The 22,851-nt window shown below is 67.2% G+C and carries 18 protein-coding genes; 10 read left to right on the top strand and 8 right to left on the bottom strand.

The genetic code is table 11. The annotated features are described in order from the left end of the window. Nucleotides 1-2: 2 nt before the first annotated feature. Nucleotides 3-1,829, top strand: a complete 1,827-nt coding sequence (gene glmS / locus CMO28_RS22970) for a glutamine--fructose-6-phosphate transaminase (isomerizing) (RefSeq protein ID WP_296717551.1) — start codon at nt 3-5, stop codon at nt 1,827-1,829. Here glmS and CMO28_RS22965 read toward each other — a convergent pair. Together CMO28_RS22965 and CMO28_RS22960 are read right to left on the bottom strand one after the other, a co-directional pair. Next, nucleotides 1,790-2,905, bottom strand: coding sequence for an ATP-binding protein (locus CMO28_RS22965; protein WP_296717548.1), 1,116 nt, complete (start codon nt 2,903-2,905; stop codon nt 1,790-1,792). The genes glmS and CMO28_RS22965 overlap by 40 nt on opposite strands. Then, nucleotides 2,902-3,654 (bottom strand): response regulator, encoded by a 753-nt coding sequence (locus tag CMO28_RS22960; RefSeq protein WP_296717544.1) that lies wholly within the window; start codon nt 3,652-3,654, stop codon nt 2,902-2,904. Before CMO28_RS22960 ends, CMO28_RS22965 begins: the two co-directional genes overlap by 4 nt. Nucleotides 3,655-3,799: 145 nt before the next feature. Between CMO28_RS22960 and CMO28_RS22955 the strand changes: the two genes are divergently transcribed. Together CMO28_RS22955 and CMO28_RS22950 are read left to right on the top strand one after the other, a co-directional pair. Beyond that, complete coding sequence (locus tag CMO28_RS22955; RefSeq protein ID WP_322111404.1) at nt 3,800-4,966, top strand: efflux RND transporter periplasmic adaptor subunit; 1,167 nt, start codon at nt 3,800-3,802, stop codon at nt 4,964-4,966. Nucleotides 4,967-4,981: 15 nt separating this feature from the next. Then, nucleotides 4,982-8,125 (top strand): multidrug efflux RND transporter permease subunit, encoded by a 3,144-nt coding sequence (locus CMO28_RS22950; RefSeq protein WP_296717539.1) that lies wholly within the window; start codon nt 4,982-4,984, stop codon nt 8,123-8,125. Between the two features lie 7 nt (nt 8,126-8,132). On the opposite strand, the gene CMO28_RS22945 is transcribed toward CMO28_RS22950, so the two are convergent. The 4 genes from CMO28_RS22945 to dctP are packed head-to-tail and all read right to left on the bottom strand — an operon-like array spanning nt 8,133 to nt 11,575. Further along, a complete protein-coding gene (locus CMO28_RS22945; protein ID WP_062769843.1) occupies nt 8,133-8,660 on the bottom strand; it encodes a cupin domain-containing protein in 528 nt (175 codons plus the stop codon). A 33-nt stretch (nt 8,661-8,693) separates the two neighbouring features. After that, nucleotides 8,694-9,989, bottom strand: coding sequence for a TRAP transporter large permease (locus CMO28_RS22940; protein ID WP_296717535.1), 1,296 nt, complete (start codon nt 9,987-9,989; stop codon nt 8,694-8,696). Further along, entirely contained in the window at nt 9,989-10,519 is a 531-nt protein-coding gene (locus tag CMO28_RS22935; protein ID WP_296717533.1) for a TRAP transporter small permease, read from the bottom strand. Before CMO28_RS22935 ends, CMO28_RS22940 begins: the two co-directional genes overlap by 1 nt. Nucleotides 10,520-10,555: 36 nt before the next feature. After that, the gene (gene dctP, locus CMO28_RS22930) at nt 10,556-11,575 is read right to left on the bottom strand and encodes a TRAP transporter substrate-binding protein DctP (RefSeq protein WP_296717529.1); all 1,020 of its coding nucleotides are present in this window, start codon (nt 11,573-11,575) and stop codon (nt 10,556-10,558) included. 204 nt (nt 11,576-11,779) lie between these two features. Here dctP and CMO28_RS22925 point away from each other — a divergent pair, with 204 nt between their 5' ends. From CMO28_RS22925 to fahA, 3 genes are read left to right on the top strand one after another with little or no spacing between them, the layout of a single operon-like run. Beyond that, entirely contained in the window at nt 11,780-13,186 is a 1,407-nt protein-coding gene (locus CMO28_RS22925; RefSeq protein WP_296717526.1) for an amidohydrolase family protein, read from the top strand. After that, nucleotides 13,186-13,878 carry a TetR/AcrR family transcriptional regulator gene (locus tag CMO28_RS22920; RefSeq protein WP_062769829.1) on the top strand — a complete coding sequence of 231 codons (693 nt, stop codon included), beginning with the start codon at nt 13,186-13,188 and terminating at the stop codon, nt 13,876-13,878. The genes CMO28_RS22925 and CMO28_RS22920 overlap by 1 nt, the downstream gene beginning before the upstream one ends. Nucleotides 13,879-13,893: 15 nt before the next feature. Further along, nucleotides 13,894-15,150, top strand: a complete 1,257-nt coding sequence (gene fahA, locus CMO28_RS22915) for a fumarylacetoacetase (RefSeq protein ID WP_296717521.1) — start codon at nt 13,894-13,896, stop codon at nt 15,148-15,150. Nucleotides 15,151-15,162: 12 nt separating this feature from the next. Here the strand turns inward: fahA and CMO28_RS22910 are convergent, their stop codons facing one another. Beyond that, the gene (locus CMO28_RS22910; protein WP_296717516.1) at nt 15,163-16,152 is read right to left on the bottom strand and encodes a hypothetical protein; all 990 of its coding nucleotides are present in this window, start codon (nt 16,150-16,152) and stop codon (nt 15,163-15,165) included. A gap of 146 nt (nt 16,153-16,298) precedes the next feature. Continuing rightward, complete coding sequence (locus tag CMO28_RS22905; RefSeq protein ID WP_296717510.1) at nt 16,299-16,673, bottom strand: hypothetical protein; 375 nt, start codon at nt 16,671-16,673, stop codon at nt 16,299-16,301. Nucleotides 16,674-16,892: 219 nt separating this feature from the next. Here CMO28_RS22905 and CMO28_RS22900 point away from each other — a divergent pair, with 219 nt between their 5' ends. The 4 genes from CMO28_RS22900 to CMO28_RS22885 all read left to right on the top strand — a co-directional run bounded on the left by CMO28_RS22900 (nt 16,893) and on the right by CMO28_RS22885 (nt 22,844). Further along, nucleotides 16,893-18,350 carry an NAD-dependent succinate-semialdehyde dehydrogenase gene (locus CMO28_RS22900; protein WP_416370981.1) on the top strand — a complete coding sequence of 486 codons (1,458 nt, stop codon included), beginning with the start codon at nt 16,893-16,895 and terminating at the stop codon, nt 18,348-18,350. Nucleotides 18,351-18,442: 92 nt separating this feature from the next. After that, nucleotides 18,443-19,792: a glutathione-disulfide reductase gene (gor, locus tag CMO28_RS22895; protein ID WP_296717501.1), complete on the top strand. Its 1,350-nt coding sequence runs from the start codon at nt 18,443-18,445 to the stop codon at nt 19,790-19,792. A 356-nt stretch (nt 19,793-20,148) separates the two neighbouring features. Then, on the top strand, nt 20,149-21,543 hold the full coding sequence (locus tag CMO28_RS22890; protein WP_014745816.1) for a class II 3-deoxy-7-phosphoheptulonate synthase: 1,395 nt from the start codon (nt 20,149-20,151) through the stop codon (nt 21,541-21,543). Between the two features lie 170 nt (nt 21,544-21,713). Then, complete coding sequence (locus tag CMO28_RS22885; RefSeq protein ID WP_014745815.1) at nt 21,714-22,844, top strand: nicotinate phosphoribosyltransferase; 1,131 nt, start codon at nt 21,714-21,716, stop codon at nt 22,842-22,844. Nucleotides 22,845-22,851 lie beyond the last annotated feature (7 nt).

The raw sequence follows: 22,851 nt of genomic DNA, 5'->3' as shown, positions 1-22,851 counted from the left end.
TGATGTGTGGCATCGTTGGTGTCGTTGGTGTTGCGGATGCGGCGGCGGTGTTGATCGAAGGGCTGCGCCGGCTGGAATATCGCGGCTATGACAGTGCCGGCATCGCCGTGCTGGATGCCGAAGGCCGGATCGAGCGGCGCCGGGCGGAAGGGCGCATCGCCCGGCTGGAGGCGCTGCTTGCCGAGCGGCCGGTTCCGGGCATGACCGGCATCGGCCATACCCGCTGGGCCACCCATGGCGCACCGACCGAGGCCAATGCCCATCCCCATGCCACCGGCCGGGTGGCGGCGGTGCATAACGGCATCATCGAGAATTACCGCGATCTGCGTGCCGAGCTGCAGGCGGCCGGCCGGGTCTTCGCCAGCCAGACCGATACCGAGGTCATTCCCCAGCTGATCACCGCGCTGATCGAACAGGGGCTGGCACCGGTGGAGGCCTGCAAGGCGGCGCTGAAGCGTTTCGAAGGCGCCTTCGCGCTGGGGCTGGTCTTCGCCGGTGAACAGGAACTGCTGATCGGCGCCCGCCGCGGCAGCCCGCTGGCGGTGGGGCATGGCGCGGGCTGCATGTATCTGGGCTCCGACGCCATGGCGCTGGTGCCCTTCACCCGCGAGATCACCTATCTGGACGAAGGCGACATGGTGGTGCTGACCTGTGAGGGGATGACCATCTACGACGCCGACGGCGCAGAGGTGGTGCGGCCGCGGCGGCAGACCGAACTCTCCAGCGGCGCGGTCGGCAAGGGCGGCCACCGGCACTACATGCTGAAGGAAATCTACGAGCAGCCGGCCGTCATCGGCGACAGCCTCAGGACCTATCTCGACCCCGGCCGTGGCACGATCGAGATGAAGGAGATGCCCTTCGATCCGAAGGCGCTCAGCCGGATGATGATCGTCGCCTGCGGCACCTCCGCCTATGCGGGCATGGTCGCCAAATACTGGGTGGAGCAGCTGGCGCGGCTGCCGGTCGATGTCGACATCGCCTCGGAATTCCGCTATCGCGACACGCCGCTGATCCCGGGCGAGGTGGCGGTGTTCATCTCGCAGTCGGGCGAGACGGCGGACACGCTCGCCGCCATGCGCCATGCCAAGGCTGCCGGTCTGATCACCATCGCGGTGGTCAACGTGCCGGAAAGCAGCATGGCGCGCGAGGCGGATCTGGTGCTGCGCACCAAGGCCGGCCCCGAGATCGGCGTGGCCTCGACCAAGGCCTTCACCTGCCAGCTGGTGACGCTCGCCTGCCTCGCCATCGGCCTGGGCCGTGCCCGCGGCACCATCGATGCCGCCCGCGACCAGAGGCTGACCCAGGCGATTGCCGAGGTGCCGTCACGCGTCGCCGACGTGCTGAACAATGACGACCGGATGCGCAGCATCGCCGAAAGCCTGGTCCATGTGACGGGCGTGCTCTATGTCGGCCGCGGCACCGCCTTTCCGATCGCGCTGGAAGGAGCGCTCAAGTTCAAGGAAATCAGCTATATCCACGCCGAAGCCTATGCGGCGGGAGAGCTGAAGCACGGCCCGATCGCGCTGATCGACGACGGCCTGCCGGTGGTGGCGCTGGCGCCCTCGGGCCCGCTGTTCGAGAAGACGGCATCGAATGTGGAAGAGATCGTGGCCCGCCGCGGCCGGGGGATCCTGATCACCGACGAGGCAGGGGCCGGGCGCCTGGCCGATCTGGTGGCGGAGGTGGTGGTGCTGCCGACCGTCGACCCGGTGGTGGCACCGTTGCTCTATGCCGTGCCGGTCCAGCTGCTCGCCTATCACACCGCCGTTCTGAAGGGCACGGATGTCGATCAGCCGCGCAATCTGGCGAAATCGGTGACGGTAGAGTGATGGCGGGCAGCACCCGACATCACCGGCCAGCCGAGATCGAAGACGGTTCCGCCCATGGCTGACGGACGGCAGGTCACCTCGCCGCCATGGGCACGGGCGATCGCCTGAACCACGGCCAGCCCAAGGCCGCTGCTGCGGCCCTGGGGATCGCCGCGGCGGAACGCCTTGAAGATCTCGCCCGCTATCCCCTCGGGCACGCCGGGGCCGCTATCCTCCACCATCAGGTGACAGACCCCGTCCGTGCAGACGGTCGTGATGCGCAGCGGCCCCGGCGTCGCGTGGTGTCGCGCATTTTCCAGCAAGGCCAGCAGCGCCTGACGGATGCGGACGGGGTCGCAGTCGACCGGTGCCGTCACCCCCGGCGCACAGGAGAGGTCGAAGCCGGCCTCCGCCAGCCGGGGTTCCACCACCTGCACCACCGCGGCGATTTCAGCCGACAGATCCGCCGCCCTGAGCTGCAGGTCCAGCCGGTCGTTTTCGGCAAGGCCGACCAGCCGCAGATCGTCGATCAGACGTCCCAGCCCCTCGACCTGGGTCAGCAAAGACCGGTGCAGCTCCGGCGTGGGTTCGAAAATCCCCTCGGTCAGGCCCTGAAGGCGGCCGCGCAGCACCGTCACCGGTGTCCGCAATTCGTGGGCGATGGCCGCATTCCAGAACCGGCGCTCGTGTTCCGCGCGCTCCAGCCGGTCGGCCATGGCATTGAAATCATGGACCAGCTGCGTGGCCTCGTCGGGCAGCGGATCATCGGCCGTGGCCCGCGCCGACAGATCCCCCTCGGCCAGCCGATGCAGACCGCTGGCCACGGCGTTGATCGGCATCAGGATGCGCCGCGCCAGCCTGAGCGCCCAGAGGATGCCGAGGCCAAGGGCCGTCAACGCCGTCAGCGCCATCCACCCCCATTCCGCCGTCGTCGGGATCAGGCCGCTGTCGTCGGGGCCGGGGATGCTGGTGGGGAAGAGGGCGAACCAGAGTATGTAGAAGACGTAGGTGCCGAGCAGCGCCAGCGCGCTGATGATCAAAGCGAGAGAGACCATCGACCGGATGATGCGGCGGCTGAGACCGCCATTGCCGGTCATGACGGGTCTCCCAGCCGATAGCCGACCCCGCGCACGCTGGCCGGCACGGCCTCCAGACCGGCTGCCTCCAGCTTCTTGCGAAGCTTGCTGACATGGCTGTCCACCGTGCGTTCCAGGGTCTCTCCCTCGGGCAGGCAGGCGACCAGCAATTCCCCGCGACTGAACACCCGCCGTGGCGCATGCATCAGATGGGTCAGCAGTTTGAATTCGGTCAGGGTCAGCGTCAGGGGCTGATCGCCATCCGGGCTGCACAGCCGGATTTCGTGGCTTTCCATATCCGCATGCAGCCGGCCGACGCGGATGACCTCCCGTCCATGGTCGCGGCCGGCCGGTCGGGAACGGCGCAGCACCGCATTCACCCGTGCCACCACTTCCGCCGGATTGAACGGCTTCACGATGTAGTCGTCGGCACCGATCCGCAGGCCGGTCAACTTGTCCATGTCCTGATCCATCGCGGTCAGCATGATGACCGGTGTCTCGCCGCGATGGCGGATTTCGGACAGCACCTGCCAGCCGTCCAGGCGCGGCATCCCCACATCCAGCAGAACCAGATCGGGCTTGAGCGACAGATGCAGGTCGAGCGCCTGGCGACCGTCCGCGGCATGGATGCTGCGCAGGCCGTTGCGGTCGAGATAGGCGGACAGGATCTCGGCGATCTCGGGTTCGTCCTCGGCGACGAGGACAAGCGCCCGGGGGGCGGAAGGCTGGGACGTGGCAACCCGCGAGGCGGGGATCGGCGGGTGGGGCATGGCTGGTCTGCATGTTTGCGGGCGGCCTCCACTCTATCTCCACACTCCGTCGACGGAAACGCCATTCCCCCGGCATAGGGTTCGCCCCGCTCGTCCCGCCTTGCGCGGAAAGGACGAGGAGACGTCTTCCCTGAAAGGCCGATGCATGAGGATGGAACGCCTGCTTCGCAGCAGCGCCGGGCTCACCCTGGCGATGATTGTCCTGGCCGGGTGCAACGAGACGACGCCCAGGGCACCCACGCCGCTGCCCCGGGTGGCGGTGGTCGAGGTTGCGCCCGAGCGGCTGGAGGTCGTCGAGGATCTTCCCGGGCGTGTCGTTGCGCTGCGCGTGGCCGAGATCCGCCCGCAGGTCAGCGGCATCGTCCAGCGCCGGCTCTTCGAACAGGGCGCCGATATCCGCGCCGGCGACCCGCTGTTTCAGATCAACCCCGCCCCGTTCGAGGCCGATGTCGGGATGGCAGCGGCTGCCTTGCGGCGGGCCGAGGTTGTCGCGGCGCGCGCCGGCCAGCAGGTCCGGCGGCTGGAGCCCCTGCACCGGGCCGATGCGATCAGCGATCAGGCCCTGGACGATGCGGTGGCGCAGCGTGACCAGGCCGTCGCCGAGGTCGCACAGGCCCGCGCCACCCTGGACCGCCGCCGGCTGGATCTGGCCTTCACCACCGTGGAGGCGCCCATCGCAGGTCGTATCGATCAGGCCCTGGTGAGCGAGGGTGCCCTGGTCTCGCCGACCGATGCCACGCCTATGGCCCGCGTCCAGCAGGTGGATCAGGTCTATGTCGATCTGCGTCAGCCGGCACGCTCGCTGGAGGCACTGCGTGAGGCCCTGCGGCGTCGCACAGGGCCGGACGGCCAGCCGTCCACGGACGGGGAGGGGCGTGGCCTGCCGGTGAGGATCCTGCGCCGCGACGGCACGCCATACGGCTCGATCGGGCACATCCTCTTCTCGGGCATCACGGTCGATGCCGGCACCGGCGATATGCTGCTGCGCGTTCTGGTCGACAATCCGTCGCGCGAGCTGCTGCCGGGTATGTTCGTGCGTGCCCGTGTGCCGCGGGCCGGATACGACGACGCCCTGATGATCCCCCAGCAGGCCGTGACGCGGGCGGGTGGTGTGCCGCAGGTCTGGATCGTTGCCGCCGATGCCACCGTCCGGCCGGTACCCGTGACTTTGGGAGAACTGGTCGATCACCGCTATCGCGTCGCCACCGGCCTTGAAGCCGGTCAACGGGTGGTGGTCGAGGGCGTGGACAGGCTGGCCGAGGGGATCGGCGTCGAGCCGCAGATGTGGCGCCCGGGCGCCGATGCCGGCTGAGATCGGAGAGGGATCATGCCGCAGTTCTTCATCGATCGCCCGGTATTTGCCTGGGTGGTCGCACTGTTCATCATTCTGGCGGGCGTGCTTGCACTGCCCCGGCTGCCCATCGCCCGCTATCCCTCGGTGGCCCCGCCCACCGTCAGCATCTATGCCACCTATACCGGCGCCAGCCCGCAGACGATGAACGACTCCGTTCTGGTTCCGATCGAGCGGGAGCTGTCGGGCGTGAGGAACCTGCTCTATTTCGAATCATCCGCCGACAGTTCGGGCACGGCGCAGGTCACCGTCACCTTCAAGCCCGGCACCGATCTGGAACTGGCGCAGGTGGATGTGCAGAACCGGCTGAAGGCCGTCGAACCCCGCCTGCCGCAGGCCGTTCGCCAGAACGGTCTGACGGTCGAGTCCGCGACCTCCGGCTTTCTGATGCTGATCAGCCTGAAATCCGAGGATGGCCGGTTCGACGAGACGGAATTGAGCGATTATCTGGCCCGCAATGTGATCGAGGAGCTGCGCCGCATCGACGGTGTCGGCCGGGTGCAGCTGTTCGGCGCCGAACAGGCGCTGCGCATCTGGGTCGATCCGTCGCGGCTGATCGCATTCGGCCTGTCGATGACCGATCTGTCGGCGGCGATCCTGCAGCAGAATGCCCGCATCGCCCCCGGGCGGCTGGGCGACGCGCCGGCCGTGCCGGGGCAGCGGGTGAGCGTGCCCCTGACGGTGGACGGGCAGTTGCAGACGCCGGACGCCTTTGCCCGCATCGTGTTGCGTGCCGCGGCCGACGGCTCGCGGGTGGTGCTGGGCGATGTCGCGCGGATCGAGACCGGCGCTCAGACCTACAGCTTCGCGAACCGGGAGAACGGCAAACCCGCGACGCTTGCCGCCGTCCAGCTCTCCCCGGGGGCGAATGCGGTGCGGACCGCCGCCGCCGTCAAGGCGCGGCTCGACACGTTGAGCCAGAGCATGCCGGCGGGGATGAGCGTCGCCACCCCGTTCAACACGGCCCCTTTCGTCAAGATCTCGATCGAGAAGGTCATCTATACCCTGATCGAGGCGATGGTGCTGGTGTTCCTGGTGATGCTGCTGTTTCTCCAGAATCTCCGCTACACGCTGATCCCGGCCATCGTGGCGCCGATTGCGCTGCTCGGCACCTTCACGGTCATGCTGGTGGCGGGGTTCTCGATCAACGTGCTCACCATGTTCGGCATGGTGCTGGCCATCGGCATCATCGTCGACGATGCGATCGTGGTGGTCGAGAATGTCGAACGGCTGATGGCGACCGAAGGGTTGTCGCCCCGCGACGCCACCCGCAAGGCCATGAAAGAGATCACCGGTGCGGTGATCGGCATCACCCTGGTGCTGACGGCGGTGTTCATTCCCATTGCCCTGGCCGGGGGTTCGGTCGGGGTGATCTATCGCCAGTTCGCCCTGTCGATGGTGGTGTCGATCCTGTTTTCAGCCCTCCTGGCCCTCAGTCTGACGCCGGCCCTTTGTGCCACGCTTCTGAAACCGGTCGGCCCGGGTGCGCATGACCGACGGGGTTTCTTCGGCTGGTTCAACCGGCGCTTCAATCACATGACCCGATCCTATGAAACCCGTCTCGTCGCGGTCGTGCGGCGCAGCGGACGGGTGATGCTGGCCTTCGTGGCGATCACCGTGCTGCTGGTTCTGGCCCTGCGCACCCTGCCATCCGCATTTCTGCCCGAAGAGGATCAGGGCTATTTCATGACTTCGGTTCAGCTGCCTGCGGATGCCACGCGCGAACGCACGCTCGATGTCGTCCGGCGCCTGGAGGCCCATCTTGCCGGCCGGCCGGCGATTACCTCGAACATGGTCATCCTGGGTTTCGGTTTCTCGGGGTCGGGGGCGAACACGGCCCAGGCCTTCGCGATGCTGAGCGACTGGGACCGGCGCGGCGGCGCCACGGCGGCCGACGAGGCCCGACGTGTCGACGAGGCGATGGCGGATATCACCGACGGCACGGTGACGAGCCTTCTGCCGCCGGCGATCGACGAGATGGGCACGTCTTCTGGCTTCAGCCTGCGTCTCCTCGACCGCTCCGGTCGGGGGCATGACGCCCTGGAGGCGGCGACGGCCAGGCTGCTGGAGCTGGCAGGGCAGAGCGACCGGCTTGCCAATGTCTATGCCGATGGCCTGCCGGCCGGGGCCGGCGTCCGCCTGGACATCGACCGCCAGAAGGCCGAGGCGTTGGGGGTATCGTTCGCCGCGATCGGCGACACCCTGTCGGCTGCCATGGGCTCGCTCTATGTCGACGACTTCCCCCATGAAGGCCGCCTGCGGCAGGTGATCATCCAGGCAGACGCTGCCGCCCGCATGCAGGTGGATGATGTGCTGAAGCTGACCGTGCGCAATGCCGATGGCGGCATGGTACCGCTGTCCACGATCGTCACGCCCGTCTGGCAGGATCTGCCCCTGCAGGTGCAGCGCTATCAGGGGAGCCTGTCCGCCAGCATTTCCGGCAGTCCTGCGCCCGGTGTCTCCAGCGGTGACGCCATGGCCGAAATGGAGCGGCTGGCGGCGCAGCTGCCCCCCGGTTTCCTGGTCGAATGGAGCGGTCAGTCCCTGCAGGAGCGCATGTCGGCTGCCCAGGCGCCGCTGTTGATGGCCCTGTCGATGCTGGTGGTGTTCCTGGTTCTGGCCGCCCTATACGAGAGCTGGTCGATTCCGCTCCCGGTCATGCTGGTGGTGCCGCTGGGTCTGATCGGCGCGGTGGCTGCGGTGATGCTGCGGGGCATGCCGGATGATGTGTTTTTCAAGGTCGGCCTGATCACGGTCATCGGCCTGTCGGCGAAGAACGCCATCCTGATCGTGGAATTCGCCCGCCAGCTGCACGGGCGCGGCATGGGGGTGGCAGAGGCGGCGGTGACCGCGGCCCGGCTGCGCCTGCGCCCCGTTCTGATGACGTCGTTCGCCTTCGGCCTGGGCGTCGTGCCGCTGATGCTTGCAGGCGGTGCCAGTGCCGAAACACAGCGGGCCATCGGCACCGGCGTCTTCGGGGGCATGGTCACGGCCACGCTTCTGGCGATCTTCTTCGTGCCCGGCTTCTTCGTGTTCGTGATCGGCGGCCGCGAGCGGCTGGCGGGCTGGTGGCGCGCCCGTCGGGGCACGCCGTCACAGCCACCGGCATCACGTCCCTGAGCCGGCATCACGTTCCAGATGAGGTGTCGATCAGCACCGCGATCAGCTGCGCCGGCTGGTCGGACAGGTTCTGCCAGGCGTGGTTGGTCTCGCGCTGGATGACCACGTCGAAGGGCTCCAGGATGGTTTCCTCTTCGTCGAGGATCAGCTTCACCCGGCCCGAGAGCAGGACGATGTAGTCGATCGATCGGGTGCAGTGCATGTTGGGATGTTTCGCATCCGCATCATGGGCATCGCTCGCCCCCATGCGGGCGAAGACATCGGCCGACAGCACCCGGTCGTTCTCGCCGACACCGGCCGGCGGCAGCTGGAAGATCCGGAAGGTGTTGCCACCCCGGGCGGGTGCCAGCACCACCGGGCGATCGGCGCCGTCCGGGGTGGCGGTGTCCGGGCCGCCCTCGGCCATGGCCCAGAGATCGATCAGCCCGCGATGGCTTGCCGTTTCCAGCACATGCGGCGAGGGACCGTCGGAGAGGATCCGCGAGCGGCCTTCGGCCGTGTTGGTGGTGACGATGCGGCGAATGGGTTTGAGCATATGCGTTTTCCATATCCGGGGAGCGGGAAGGGTTCAGGAGGTGAGCAGGTAGAGCGACAGCACCGGAAACACCGCGAGCAGGATCAGGCGCAGCAGATCCGAGACCACGAAGATCGAGACGCCGCGGAAGATGGTGCCGAGCGGGATGTTGCCGGCGACGCCCTTGAGGACGAAGACGTTGAGGCCGATCGGCGGCGTGATCATGCCGAGCTCGATCACCACGATGTTCACGATCGCCCACCAGACCGGGTCGTAGCCGAGCGAGACGACCAGCGGCAGCACGAAGGGCAGGGTGATCAGCATGGCCGAGACGGTCTCGAACACGGCCCCCAGCGCCAGATACATCACCAGCAGCGCGAAGATGATCACCAGCGGCGGCACCTCCATGGCGCCGATGGTCGAGACCAGCACCTGCGGTGCGCCGCTGATCGTGAAGAAATACGAGAAGATCGAGGCGCCGAAGATGATCAGATAGATCACCGCCGTGTTGGTGGCGGTCTCGCCCAGCGCATGCAGGAAGCTGCCCCAGCTCAGGCGCCGGCGCAGCAGGGCCAGGAACAGGGTGAAGCAGGCGCCGACCGCGGCCGCCTCGTTCACCGTGACGATGCCGCCATAGATGCCACCGATCACGGCGATCAGCAGGACCAGCACCGCCCAGCTTTCGCGCAGCACCTTCCACCGCTCCGCCCAGCCGGTCCGAGGGCCCGCGGGTCCGGCTTCGGGCACGAAGCGGGTATAGACGGTGATCGCGATGCCGTGGAAGACGACGGCGATGATCGCCGGGATCACGGCGGCCACGAAGACGTCCAGGATCGAGACCTGCGCCAGCACCGCATAGATGATCATGATGATCGAGGGCGGAACCAGGGCGCCGAGCGTACCGCCGGCGGCGATGCAGCCGGTGGCGAAGGAGGGGGCGTAGCCGCGGTCCAGCATCTGGGGCAGGGCCACCCGGCCGAAGGTCGCCGCCGTGGCGGGCGACGAGCCGCAGACCGCACCGAACAGTGCACAGCCGCCCATGGTCGCGATCGCGAGCCCGCCGCGGCGATGGCCGACAAAGGCATGGGCCAGACGGTAGATCTCGGCCGAGAGGCCGCCGGCGGTCGCAAAACTGCCCATCAGCAGGAAGAGCGGGATGACCGCGAATTCGTAATTGGCGATGATCCCGGCCGGCTCCGAGACCAGGATGCTGAGCGAGGGCTTCACCCCGCCCAGGATCGCATAGCCGATGAAGCCGGCCATGCCCATGGCGATGCCGATCGGCACCCGGACCAGGATCAGGGCGAACATCAGGGCGAGGCCGAGCGCGCCGGTGGTCAAGGGATCCATCAGACCTCTCCCTGATGCGCGGCAAGACGGTGGGTGTCGCCGGTGGCGAGGTCGCGCAGCGCCGTGGCGACCACCACCAGCTGCACCGGCACGCAGAGCATGAAGAGAGCGGTGGCGGCCACCCACCAGGGGGCGATTCCGACCTCGAGGATGAACGAGGTCTCGCCGCTGTCGATCAGCTCCCGCGTGTAGACCACCAGCTGCCAGGCGAGCAGGGTGAAGAAGACCAGGGTCATGATTTCGGCGAAGAGATCGCAGGCGAGCTGCGCCCGCCGCGGCAGCCGGTCGGCCAGGAAGGTGACCTTGATGTTCTGCCGGCTGGCGATGGCGGCCGGGAAACAGGCCGCCATCGCCACCGCGATGAACAGGGTCGAGAGATCATAGACCCCGGCGATCGGGGCATCGGCGAGCCAGCGCGCGCCGACATCGGCCAGGGTCGCGATGGCGATGATCAACAGGGCGGCGAGGCCTGCCAGCGCGATGAGCCGCGTGCAGGCGACGTTGAGCCCGTCGAGGCGGTCGAGGGTCATGTCAGACGCTCCGCTCCCGGGGGATCACCGGCCGGATCATTCGGCGCGGATACGGTCGAGTTCGGCCTTGAAGGCCGCGGCGAGCGCCGGTCCGTTCTCCTGCTCCGCAACGAATCTGTCCGAGCAGCCGGCCATCGCCGCCGACCAGGCGGCTGCGTCTTCGGCGGTCGGGATCACGATCGTCTGCCCGGGCGCCGCCTCGGTCTCCGCCAGCCGGCGGGCGTTTTCGGCATCCATGGCGGCGCCGAAGATGCGTGCCAGCTTTTCGCCACCCTCCGCCTGCATGGCCTTCCGGACGTCTTCGGGCAGGGCCTCGAACCGCTCCCGGGTCATCACGAAGCCGAAGGGCATCGAGCCCAGCGCCGCGTGGTAGTGGTATTTCGTGGCACTGGAAATGCCGAAGGCGTAGAGCGCGGCATAGTGCATCGGGGTCGCATCGATGATCCCGCGGCTCAGGCTTTCGGGGATCTTGGTGATCGGCATGCCGACCGGCACGCCGCCCACTGCCTCGACGCATTGCTGTTCCAGCTTGCCGGCGATCCGGATCTTCTGGCCCTTCAGGTCCGCAACCCGGTTCATCGGCTTGTTACCGTGGAGCAGATAGGGCGAGGTGGCGACCATGCTCAGCACCTCGAAGCCGTCATAGCCCCTGAGCCGGCCGCTGTCGACCATCCGCCAGAAGGCGACCGAGCCTTCGCTTGCGGTCTGAGACGTGTCGGGCAGCTCGATCACCCAGTTGTCCGGGAACAGCCCCGGATTGTAGGCCGGGATGATGAAGGCGATGTCGGCGACGCCGTCGTTCAGCATCTTGATCTGCTTGGATCCGTCGCGCCCGAGCGTGCCGCCGGGGAAAAGCTGGATCCGGACCCGGCCGCCCGAGGCGTCTTCCACCGCCTGGACCCAGGGCTTGATCGCTTGCTGATAGGTGATCTCCTGCTCGGGCGTGAAGACGGCGAATTTCAGATCGATGACCTCTGCGGCCCGGGGCGTGCCGGTCGTCAGCGTTGCCGTGACCAGCGTAGCGGCCAGGACGGCCGCGATGCGCGGAAACCTCATGAGTCCTCCCCCTGTCTTTTTGGATGTGGTCGGTCTTCGACGGATCGGGCCGATGTGCAGCAGGCGTCCGTCTGCCTTGGGGAATTGGTAGGCGACGCTTCGGCAGATGTAAAGCGCTTGTTTGAATCATATGATTGGATCACTTGCTTGATGCGGGTGCTGGGGCTATGGTTCGGTTCAACGAACTGAAGGGAGGACGCCGCCGTGCCGAACGAGATCCTGATCAGGAATGTCTATCTGGCGGATCCGGATCTGCCGCCGCAGACGCGCCCGCGTACCACCGACATCCTGGTGCGGGATGGCCGGATCGCGGCGGTCGAAGACGGGATCCAGGCACCGGATGCCGAGGTGATCGAGGGGGATCGGGCGATTGCGGTGGCCGGCATGGTCGACAGCCATCGCCATGTCTGGCAGACGGCGATCCGCGGCGTGGCGGCCGACTGGTCACTGGCGGATTATGTGCGCGAGATCCGGGTCGGCTATGCCACCGCCTACACGCCCGAGCACATCTATCTGGCCAATCTGGCCGGCGCGCTCGAAGCGCTGGACACCGGCGTCACCGCGCTTTGCGATTTCTCGCATCTGATGAACAGCCCCGCGCATGCCGAAGCCGCGATCCAGGGGCTGACCGATGCCGGCATCCGCGGCGTGTTCTGTTATGGCTTTTACGACGTGCCGGCGCGCGAGCGGGCCTTCGCCAGCCATGACGATCGCCTGCGCCATGCGGAAGAGGTGGCGCAGAGCTTTCGAGCGACCGCGGGGCCGTTGCTCGATTTCGGCGTCGCCCTCACCGAATTCGGCCTGGTCGGGCCGGATGTGACGGATCGGGAGCTGGCCTTCGCGCGGCGCCACGACGCGCTGATCACGCTGCATGTCGGCACTTTCGGCTCGCCCCACGGCATTGCCGATCTCGACCGCCGCGGCCGTCTGGGGCCGGACATGCTGCATGTCCATGCGAATATGTGCGGCGATGACGAGCTGGAGCGGCTGGTCGCCTCGGGTGGCGGGCTGTCGATCACGCCCGAGACCGAGATGCAGATGGGCATGGGCTGGCCGGTGACCAACCGGCTGATCGAAGCCGGCGGGCTGCCCAGCTTCGGTGTCGACATCGCCTCCAATATCGGCGGCGACATGCTGACCCAGATGCGTCTGGCCCTGCAGACGGCGCGCGCGATCGACAATCAGAAGGTGCTGGATCAGGGCATCGTACCCGACAGGATCGGGCTGACCGTGCGCGATGCGCTGCGCTTCGGCACCGAGGGCGGGGCGCGTGCGATGCGGATGGGCGGAGAAATCGGCACGCTCCGCAAGGGCGCCCGGGCCGATATCGCGCTGTTCGCGACCGGCGGGCTGAATATGATGCCGATGGGCGACCCGGTTGCGATGCTGCTGCTGGAATCACGGCCGGGCGATGCGGTGACCGTGCTGGTCGACGGCCGGGTGGTGAAGCGCGACAGCCGGCTGATCGGTGTCGATCAGGCGGGGCTGCGCGAGAAGCTGGACCGGGCCTTCGGCGAGATTGCGGAACGGGTGGCGGAAAGCCGCGATACCGCTGCCGGATCGTCCAATGCCTATGCACGTGTGGTGAAGAGAGCGACCGGAACCGATTGATGACCGAGATGGAAGCCCAGGGACAGGGTCAGCCGGCCGAGGGGCCGAAGGAGCGTATCCGGCTGGTCGCCCGCATGCTGATCAGCGAGCGCGGCGTCGATGCCGTCACCACCCGCGACATCGCGCGCGGCGCCGGGCTGAACGTGGCCGCGGTGAACTATCATTTCGGCACCAAGGACAATCTGGCCGTCGATGTCTTCCGTCAGGTGGCGCGGCGGAGCGCCGAATACCGGCTGGAGCAGCTGGACCGGCTGGAGGCCGAGGCCCGCGCCGCGGGGCGTCGGGTCCGGATCCGCCAGATCGTCGAAAGCTTCGTCAGCGGCTATTTCCGCGAGGATACGCCGGCCGAGGGCGGGCTGCTCGCCAATCTGATCCTGAAGAACCGGCTGATGCCGACCGAATGGACCTCGAACCTGATCGCCGAAGAGCTGGACGGCATGGCCCGGCGCTATATCGCCGCGATCGCGGCGGCGGCGCCCGACCTCGATCACGCCGAAGTCTGCTGGTTCTACAATTTCATGGTCGGCACGGTGCTGATCTCGGTCAGCCAGCGCGATGACGGCCGCCGGGTGGAGCGTCTGTCGGACGGCGGCTGCTCGATCCTGGCGCGCGACGAGATGCGCGAGCACCTGGTGCGGTTCATCACCGGCGGGATCTCCACTGCCGGCCGGAAGACCGCCGGTCAAGACTGAAGGAAACCGCTACACATGTCCGGGCGTCTGGAAAGCTGGGTCGCAAGCGCGAACCAGACCGAGACTTCTTTTCCCCTCAACAACCTGCCCTGCGGGGTGTTCAGCCGTGGCGGAGATGCGCCGCGCTGCTGCACCGCGATCGGCGATCAGGTGCTGGATCTGGCCCGGCTGCAGCGCGCGGGCCTGCTCGACGGTCTGCCGGCGGTCTTCGATCAGCCGTCCTGGAATGGCTTCATGGCCGCGGGGACGGCGGCATGGTCGGCCCTGCGGCAGCGGCTGACCGGCCTGCTGTCGGCCGGTGCGGCCGAAGCGCCGCAGCTGCGTCCGGCGCTGGTGCCGCTGACGGAGGTGCAGTTGCATCTGCCGTTCACGGTTGCCGAATACACCGATTTCTTCTCGAGCGAAGACCATGCCCGCAATGCCGGCATGGCACTGCGCGGCGCCGACACGCTGGCCGAGAACTGGGTGCATATCCCCGTCGGCTATAACGGCCGGGCCTCGACGGTGGTGGTCTCGGGCACGCCGGTCCGGCGGCCGCTTGGCCAGGTTCTGCCGGCCGGTGCGACGATGCCGGTTTTCGCCGCCTCGGCGCGGGTGGATTTCGAACTGGAACTGGGGGCGGTGGTCGGCCTGCCCAACCGGCCGGGTGAGCCCGTCACCCTGGCCGAGGCCGAGGCAATGATCTTCGGCTATGTGCTGCTCAACGACTGGTCGGCCCGCGACATCCAGGGCTGGGAGAACCGGCCGCTCGGGCCCTTTCAGTCCAAGGGCTTCGCCACCTCGATCGGCGCCTGGATCGTGACCCGCGAGGCGCTGGCGGCGGCACGCTGCGCCGCCCCCGCGCGGCATCTGCCGCTGCTGCCCTATCTGGACGATGCGGGCCGGCCGGCGCATTTCGACATCGACCTGACCGCAAGGCTGAGCACGTCTGTTGGCACCGAGGCCGTCATCACCCGAACCAACTACCGGCGCATGTATTTCTCGCTGGTCCAGCAACTCTGCCATCATGCCGCCAATGGCTGCGCCATGCGCACCGGCGACCTGATCGGATCGGGCACCGTCTCGGGGCCCGCGCCCGAAAACCGTGGCTGCCTGCTGGAACTTACCTGGAACGGCCGCGACCCCCTGCATCTGCCCGACGCCACGACCCGGACCTATCTGGAGGATGGCGACACGCTCACCCTGTCCGGCCACGCAGACTGCGACGGCTACCGGATCGGCTTCGGCGAATGTGCGGGGACCATCACGGCGGCTTTGGCCAAAAGCGGCTGACAGCGAGGCCGGTTACTTCGTCTCACGGCCTGCATCATTACCATTCTTCCGGGTCCAGTTCATCGGCGGTGGTGCAGGCTTTGCCGCGTCGGCGGGCTGCGAGGTTTCGGACGTCGCTGGAGGAGATACGGGTTTGCCGCTCATCGTGTCTTCTTCTCCTGTCTGAGGTCCTCCACGTCCCCCGGGACTTCCCCGTAAGTCCAGAAGCCCTTCACGACCTTGCGCATCCGTGGCGGCTGCGGCTTCTCCATCACCTGTCCCGTCTTCGGATCCCGCATCACGCGGTTGCGCAACTTCTGTGCCAGAGAGGCGATGTCTTCCATGTGATCCTCCATGGATCATGCTCTGAAAAAGCATAACGCAGATCAGTACGAGCGCGAAGCCCAACCCCATGATCAGAAAATGGAAGGCTCTGCTGCGGGCTTTCAGGCGTGCCCAATTGTTACGGCGGCTGATTCCGGCCGATTTGGCGAACTGTGTTATGAAGACGTTGCGAAGGTCTTCCAGAACGGCACGCTCCACGATCGCGTGGACGTCAAGATCACCTCCGGGCGTATCCGACCTGACGACCTCCAATGTATTCGCCTCAGGGTTGCTGTCTGCTGGTGAGGCCGGGGGTGTCGGCGTATAGTACGATATCAGCCGTTCTGCATAGTCGAGCAGGTCTTCCTCGTGCATAGGATAACCAAACGCACGTGTGCGGATTGCCTGATGAAGAAAATACAGAAGAGCAAAGATATCTGCGATCAATAGTATCAGAATCCCATAGATAAATATTATCCATAGACCATGATCCGCCGTTGGCAAATTGTGAATAGCAAGGCTGATCAGGGTGATTAGTATACCGATAGATGTCGCGAAGAATGGCAAACTTCGAACGACATTTTCTTCCTGATCTAGTTCCCGTTTGAAGCCATCAAGGACGAGCTTCTCCAAATAGTCCCCGGCTCTTCCTGAGGGAAGCCGCGCATAGGCTGGATCTGTCAGGTTGTCTGCGCGCATATCGTCATCCAGCAGGCCGAAACGCCTGACGTTGCCGAGGATCCATCTTCAGGTTCAATTTCTTCTGAATTTATACAGGCGTCAACGAATTTAACTTATGAGATAGCTGCAACCAGTTCGTGTGGCGGTGAATATTTACCTATACTCTACAGCCATACCCCGCCATCCCGCTCCACCGGCCGTCCCCGGTCCGGCCTCTCGCCCTCGCGTTCGTCCGGGGCCTTGTCGCCCTCCAGCGGGGCGGCGTGCTGGGGCAGGCGGCGCATGATGATATTGCCGTCGCCGTCGATTTCCGGGGCGGCGTAGCGGGGCAGGTCTTCGATGGCGTCGCGCAGGCTCGTCAGGGCCTCGTCCGCCGCGCGGCCCAGGCGTTCGAGCTTGGGGCCCAGCCCTTCTTGCGGATGGCCCTCTTCCGGCGGCTCGTTTCCGGCGGCGAGGGCCGGACCGCCTGCAAGCAGGGCAATCCCAAGCATGGCCATGGCGATGCGGTGCGTCGTCTTCCGGTTGCCGTGCGGGCGCATGACCTGATCCTCCAGCCCTGCATGATCCGCGGAACAGGGTCCACGGCGTGTGGGGGTTCCTTGCGGCACCCCCGGCCGCCATATAGTCTGATGCCGCATTCGGGCGGGTTCAACCCATGGCCGGCCCGGAGGGCGGCGAAGTTTCGCGTGCGGACCCCCGGGGCGGTCGCCCCGGAGCCAGGCCGCATGTGGGAGACATTCCAGGGAGGACTTCAGGTGATTCAGCTCTCGCACAAGGGTCTGATGCGCGAGGCGTGCTATATCGACGGCGCCTGGGTCGGCGCCGATGATGGCGCCACCATCACCGTCGACAATCCGGCGACGGGCGCCGTTATCGGCCGCGTGCCCAAGATGGGCGCCGCCGAGACCCGCCGCGCCATCGAGGCCGCCAATGCCGCGCTGCCGGCCTGGCGTGCCAAGACCGGCAAGGAGCGGGCGGCCCTGCTGCGCAAGTGGTTCGAGCTGATCATGGCGCATCAGGAAGACATCGCCCGGATCATGACCACCGAGCAGGGCAAGCCGCTGGCCGAGGCGAAGGGCGAGGTCGCCTATGCCGCGTCGTTCATCGAATGGTTCGCCGAAGAGGCCAAGCGCGTCTATGGCGACACCATCCCGACCTTTTCGGCCGGCAAGCGGATCGTGGTGACCAAGGAGCCGGTGGGCGTCGTCGGCGCGATCACGCCCTGGAACTTCCCCGCGGCGATGCTGACCCGCAAGGCCGGCCCGGCCCTGGCTGCCGGCTGTACCATGGTCTGCAAGCCCGCCTCGCAGACCCCGTTCACCGCGCTGGCCCTGATGGTGCTGGCCGAAGAGGCCGGCATCCCCAAGGGCGTGTTGAACCTGGTGACCGGCTCGGCCTCGGCGATCGGCGGCGAGATCACCTCCAACCCGATCGTGCGCAAGCTGACCTTCACCGGCTCCACCGAGATCGGCAAGGTGCTGATCGAACAGTGCGCCGCCACCGTTAAGAAGGTGTCGATGGAGCTGGGCGGCAATGCGCCGTTCATCGTGTTCGACGATGCCGATCTGGATGCGGCGGTGGAAGGCGCGATCGTCTCCAAATATCGCAACAACGGCCAGACCTGCGTCTGCGCCAACCGGCTTTATGTCCAGCGCGGCGTGGCCAAGGCCTTCGCCGAGAAGCTGGCGGCCCGCGTCGCCCGGATGAAGGTCGGCGACGGCCTGGAGCAGGGCGTGGTCCTGGGGCCGCTGATCGACGACGCCGCGGTCGAGAAGGTCGACGAGCTTCTGGCCGATGCCACCTCGAAGGGTGCGGAAGTCATGCTCGGCGGCGGCCGTCACGAGCTGGGCGGCCGGTTCTACAAGCCGACCATCGTCTTCGGCACCACCCAGGAGATGCGGGGGGCGCGCGAGGAGATCTTCGGGCCGGTGGCGCCGATCTTCGTCTTCGACGAGGAGAAGGAGGCGGTCGCCTATGCCAACGACACCGAATTCGGCCTGGCCTCGTATTTCTATACCCGCGATGTCGGCCGGGTGTTCCGGGTGATGGAAGCCCTGGAATATGGCATCGTCGGCATCAATGAAGGCCTGATCTCCACCGAAGTCGCCCCCTTCGGCGGCGTGAAGGAGAGCGGCATGGGCCGCGAAGGCTCTAAGTACGGCATCGAGGACTACCTCGAAGTGAAGTACGCCCTGATCGGCGGCATCGGCGCCTGATCCGGACCGGTGGGGCAGGGCGGGTCCCGGCCCGTCTGCCCCTGCCGGACGACGACGCACCCAGGGACGCGAACGCCAGGAGACGCGAACGCATGTACGATTACGACCTGCTCACCATCGGCGCCGGATCGGGCGGCGTCGCAGGCTCGCGGCGCGCAGCCGAATACGGCGCCCGTGTCGCCATCGTCGAAGCGGGCCGGGTGGGCGGCACCTGCGTGCTGCGGGGCTGCGTGCCCAAAAAGCTCCTGGTCTATGGTGCGCATTTCCGCGACGAGATCGAGGATGCCCGCGGCTTCGGCTGGACGATCGAGGGCGCCAGCCACGACTGGGGCGCGCTGATCCGCACCAAGAACCGCGAGCTGGAGCGGCTGGAAGGCATCTACGAGACGATGCTGGCCAATTCGGGCGTGACCGTGCTGCGCGGCCGCGGCCGGGTTACCGGCCCGCACGAGGTGGAGGTCGACGGGCGCACCGTCACCGCCGAACGGATCCTGATCGCCACCGGCGGCCATGCCTATCTGCCGAAGATCCCGGGCATCGAGCACGTCATCACCTCGGACGAGGCGCTGGATCTGACCGAGCGCCCCGAACGGCTGGTGATCATCGGCGGCGGCTATATCGCCACGGAATTCGCCTCGATCTTCTCCACGCTCGGCACGCAGACGACGCTGGTGCTGCGCGGCGACAGGATCCTGCGCGGCTTCGACGCCGATATCCGCACCGCCGTCGAGGGCGAGATGCAGGCGCGCGGCATCGGCTTCCGCACCGGTGTCGAGCCGGTGCGCATCGATCGCCTGGCCGACGGGTTCGCCGTCACCCTCACCTCGGGTGAGGTGCTGGAGGCCGACCAGGTGATGTTCGCGACCGGCCGCGTGCCCAACACCGCCGGCCTCGGGCTCGAAGAGGTGGGTGTGCACATCCGCGAGAACGGCGCGATCGTGGTGAATGATCGCTACGAGACCCAGCTCCGCTCGATCCTGGCGGTGGGCGACGTGACCGACCGCTTCCAGCTGACCCCGGTTGCGATCGCCGAGGCGCGCTCGCTGGCGGAGCGGCTCTATAACGACAACACCTACCGGCTGCGCTACGACACCCTGCCGACCGCCGTGTTCTGCACCCCCCAGGTGGGCACGGTCGGCCTGACGGAAGAGGCGGCGCGGCGGATGTATGCCTCGATCCGGATCTATCGGGCGCGCTTCCGGCCGATGAAGCACACGCTGACCGGCCGCGAGACCCGGGTGCTGATGAAGCTGGTGGTCGACGGTGCCAGCGACCGCGTGCTCGGCGCCCATATGGTCGGCGACGATGCGGCCGAAATCATCCAGTCGCTGGCGGTCGCGATCACCTGCGGCGCCACCAAGAAGCAGTTCGACGAGACGATCGCCCTGCACCCGAGTGCGGCCGAGGAATTCGTCACCATGCGCAGTCCGGTGAAGGATTGAGACGGCAGAGAGGCTGAACGCGCAGGTATTTGTTGCAATGCACAAAGCCGGCTTGCCGGATATTACATCCGTCACTGATCGGTCGTGCGGCGGTGTTGCATCATCTTCCGGCCCGCGTTTTGTTTGAAAACCACCGGGGGCGGCGGTATAGGTTCGAAACCGGCGACCGTCCGGGGGCCGGAGAAGATCCGGTCCATGGGGGGCGCGTTGCCGCCGCCGCTCTTTGTCTCTCCGGCCGGCATCCGGTGCCGGCCGTGCCTTCTCCGTGACCAGCTCACGTCCCGCCCAACGCACCACGTAAAGCCGTCCGACCAGATCGGCCCGCCGATCCCGACGCCCGCGAGGACCGAGACCCGATGCCTGCCACCTGGACCCCGCAAGCCTGGCGCGCGCTGCCCATCAAGCAGCAGCCGACCTACGACGATCCTGCGCATCTCGCGCGCGTCGAGGCCGAGCTTGCGGGCTATCCGCCGCTGGTCTTTGCCGGCGAGGCGCGGCGCCTGAAGGCGCATCTTGCGCGCGTCGCCGAAGGCAAGGCCTTCCTGCTCCAGGGCGGTGACTGCGCCGAGAGCTTCGCCGAGTTCAGCCCCAACAACATCCGCGACACGTTCCGCGTGCTGCTGCAGATGGCGGTCGTGCTGACCTATGGCGCCGGCATGCCGGTGGTGAAGGTGGGCCGCATGGCCGGCCAGTTCGCCAAGCCGCGCTCGGAGGATTTCGAGAACCGCGACGGCGTCGCGCTGCCGTCCTATCGCGGCGACATGGTCAACGGCATCGAGTTCGACGCCGCGGCCCGCAAGCCTGACCCCGACCGGCTGATCCGGGTCTACAACCAGTCGGCGGCGACGCTGAACCTGCTCAGGGCCTTTGCCCAGGGCGGCTTCGCCGACCTCAACCTGGTGCATAAGTGGAACCTGGCCTTCGTCGGCGGCTCCGAACAGGCCGAACGCTACCGCGCGACGGCCGAGCGGATCTCGGATGCGCTCGACTTCATGGCCGCCTGCGGGGTGAATTCGGAAACCGCGCCGCAGTTGCGCCAGACCGATTTCTTCACCAGCCACGAGGCGCTGCTGCTGGGCTACGAGCAGTCGCTGACCCGTGTCGACAGCACCTCGGGCGACTGGTACGCCTGTTCGGCCCATATGCTGTGGATCGGCGACCGGACCCGCCAGCTGGACGGCGCCCATGTCCAGTTCATGTCGGGCATCGCCAACCCGATCGGCGTCAAGGCCGGCCCGTCGATGGATCCGGACGAGCTGCTGCGCCTGATCGATGCGCTCAACCCCGCCAACGAGCCCGGCCGGCTGACCGTGATCGTGCGCATGGGGGCGGACAAGGTGGCCGACAAGCTGCCGGCCCTGGTCCGCAAGGTCGAAGGCGAGGGCCGCAAGGTGGTCTGGTCCTGCGATCCGATGCATGGCAACACCATGAAGACCGAGACCGGCTACAAGACCCGCTCGGTCGACCGGGTGCTGGCCGAGGTGCGGAACTTCTTCGCCGTCCATCAGGCCGAAGGCAGCCATGCCGGCGGCGTGCATTTCGAGATGACCGGCCAGGACGTCACCGAATGCGTCGGCGGCCTGCGCGCCATCGACCAGTATGGCCTAGCCGACCGCTACCACACCCATTGCGACCCGCGGCTGAATGCCGAACAGAGCCTGGAACTGGCCTTCCAGATCGCCGATGCCCTGCGTCGTGAACGCCTGGGCCTGCCCCAGGCCCCGGCCGCGGCGGCGGGTGCCGCACGGTGACATCCGTATCCGCGACCCCCAAGGGTCGGACCGATGCGGCGGCCCCGGAGACCGGGGCCGCCGTCATTCCTTCCGCTGGCCCCCGAACATCCTCTGCCGACAGCTCTTCTGCCGACAGCTCATCCGCGGACGCGATGTCCGCCGGCACCACGGAACTGCCGAGGCTGCGCATGTCTGCCACCAACGACTTCGTCGCCGCCTATACCGATGTCTACTTCAAGCGCACGCGGCGCATCGTCGAGCGTTTCGGCGATCGCAGCGTGACCTATGCCGTGTTCATGCGCCGCCCGGTGCTGGCGACGCTGAAACTCGCCATCGACTGGATCGAGGCGATGGCCCGGCTGCGCGGGGTGGAGATCGTGATCGAACCCTGCCACGAGGAAGGCTCGTGGGTGGGGGCGGGCGAGCCGCTGATGTACATCACCGGCCCGATGTCGGCGCTGGTCGAGCTTGAGACGGTGTATCTCCAGCGTCTGGGCGCCCCATGTGTCGCCGCCTATAACGCCTGGAGCATGGCGGTCGCCCTGCCGCGCGCGGCCTTCCTCGCCATGGATGCCCGCCATTGCGCCGGTGCCGAAATGGCCGAGATGATGGCCTATGCGGCGAGCGTCGGCTCGGCTGCGGCCCAGGCGGAAGGGGCGGTGGGCTTCATCGGCAATGCCACCGATGCGACCGCGGTGCATTTCGGCAATGCCCATGGCTTCGGCACCATGCCCCATGCGCTGATCGGCTATGCCGGCTCCACGCTTCGGGCCGCGGAGATGTTCGTCGACACCTTCCCGGGCGATGCGCTGACCGTGCTGGTCGACTATTACGGCGCCGAGATCACCGATGCGCTGGCGGTCTGCCGCCGCTTCCCCGAGATGGCGGCGGCCGGCAAGCTGTCGGTGCGGCTCGACACCCATGGTGGCCGCTTCCTGGAAGGGCTGGATCCGGCGCTGTCTTATGCGGCGCTGGAGCGCAACCGCCCCGACGCGATCCGTCGCTATCGCAGCGAGACCGAGCTGAAATGGCTGCTCGGCCCCGGCGTTTCGGCGGCGGCGATCTTCCAGATGCGGAACGCCCTGGACGATGCCGGGTTCGACAAGGTGCGCATCGTCGCTTCCAGCGGCTTCGGGCCCGAGAAGTGCCGGGTGATGGGCAGCGTCGAAGCCCCGATCGACGTGGTCGGCACCGGCTCTTTCCTGCCCGAGAAGTGGAGCGAGACCTACGCGACCGCGGACATCGTCTCGTATGATGGGCGCGAGAGCGTGAAGGTCGGGCGCGAATTCCTGCTGCCGTCGCGGCGGCCCCGCCGCTGACGGCCCT

It is taken from the genome of Tistrella sp., assembly GCF_002684955.1.
Lineage (GTDB): Bacteria > Pseudomonadota > Alphaproteobacteria > Tistrellales > Tistrellaceae > Tistrella > Tistrella mobilis.
Note: the sequence above shows the minus strand (reverse complement) of the source record. Positions and strands in the feature narration are given on the sequence as shown.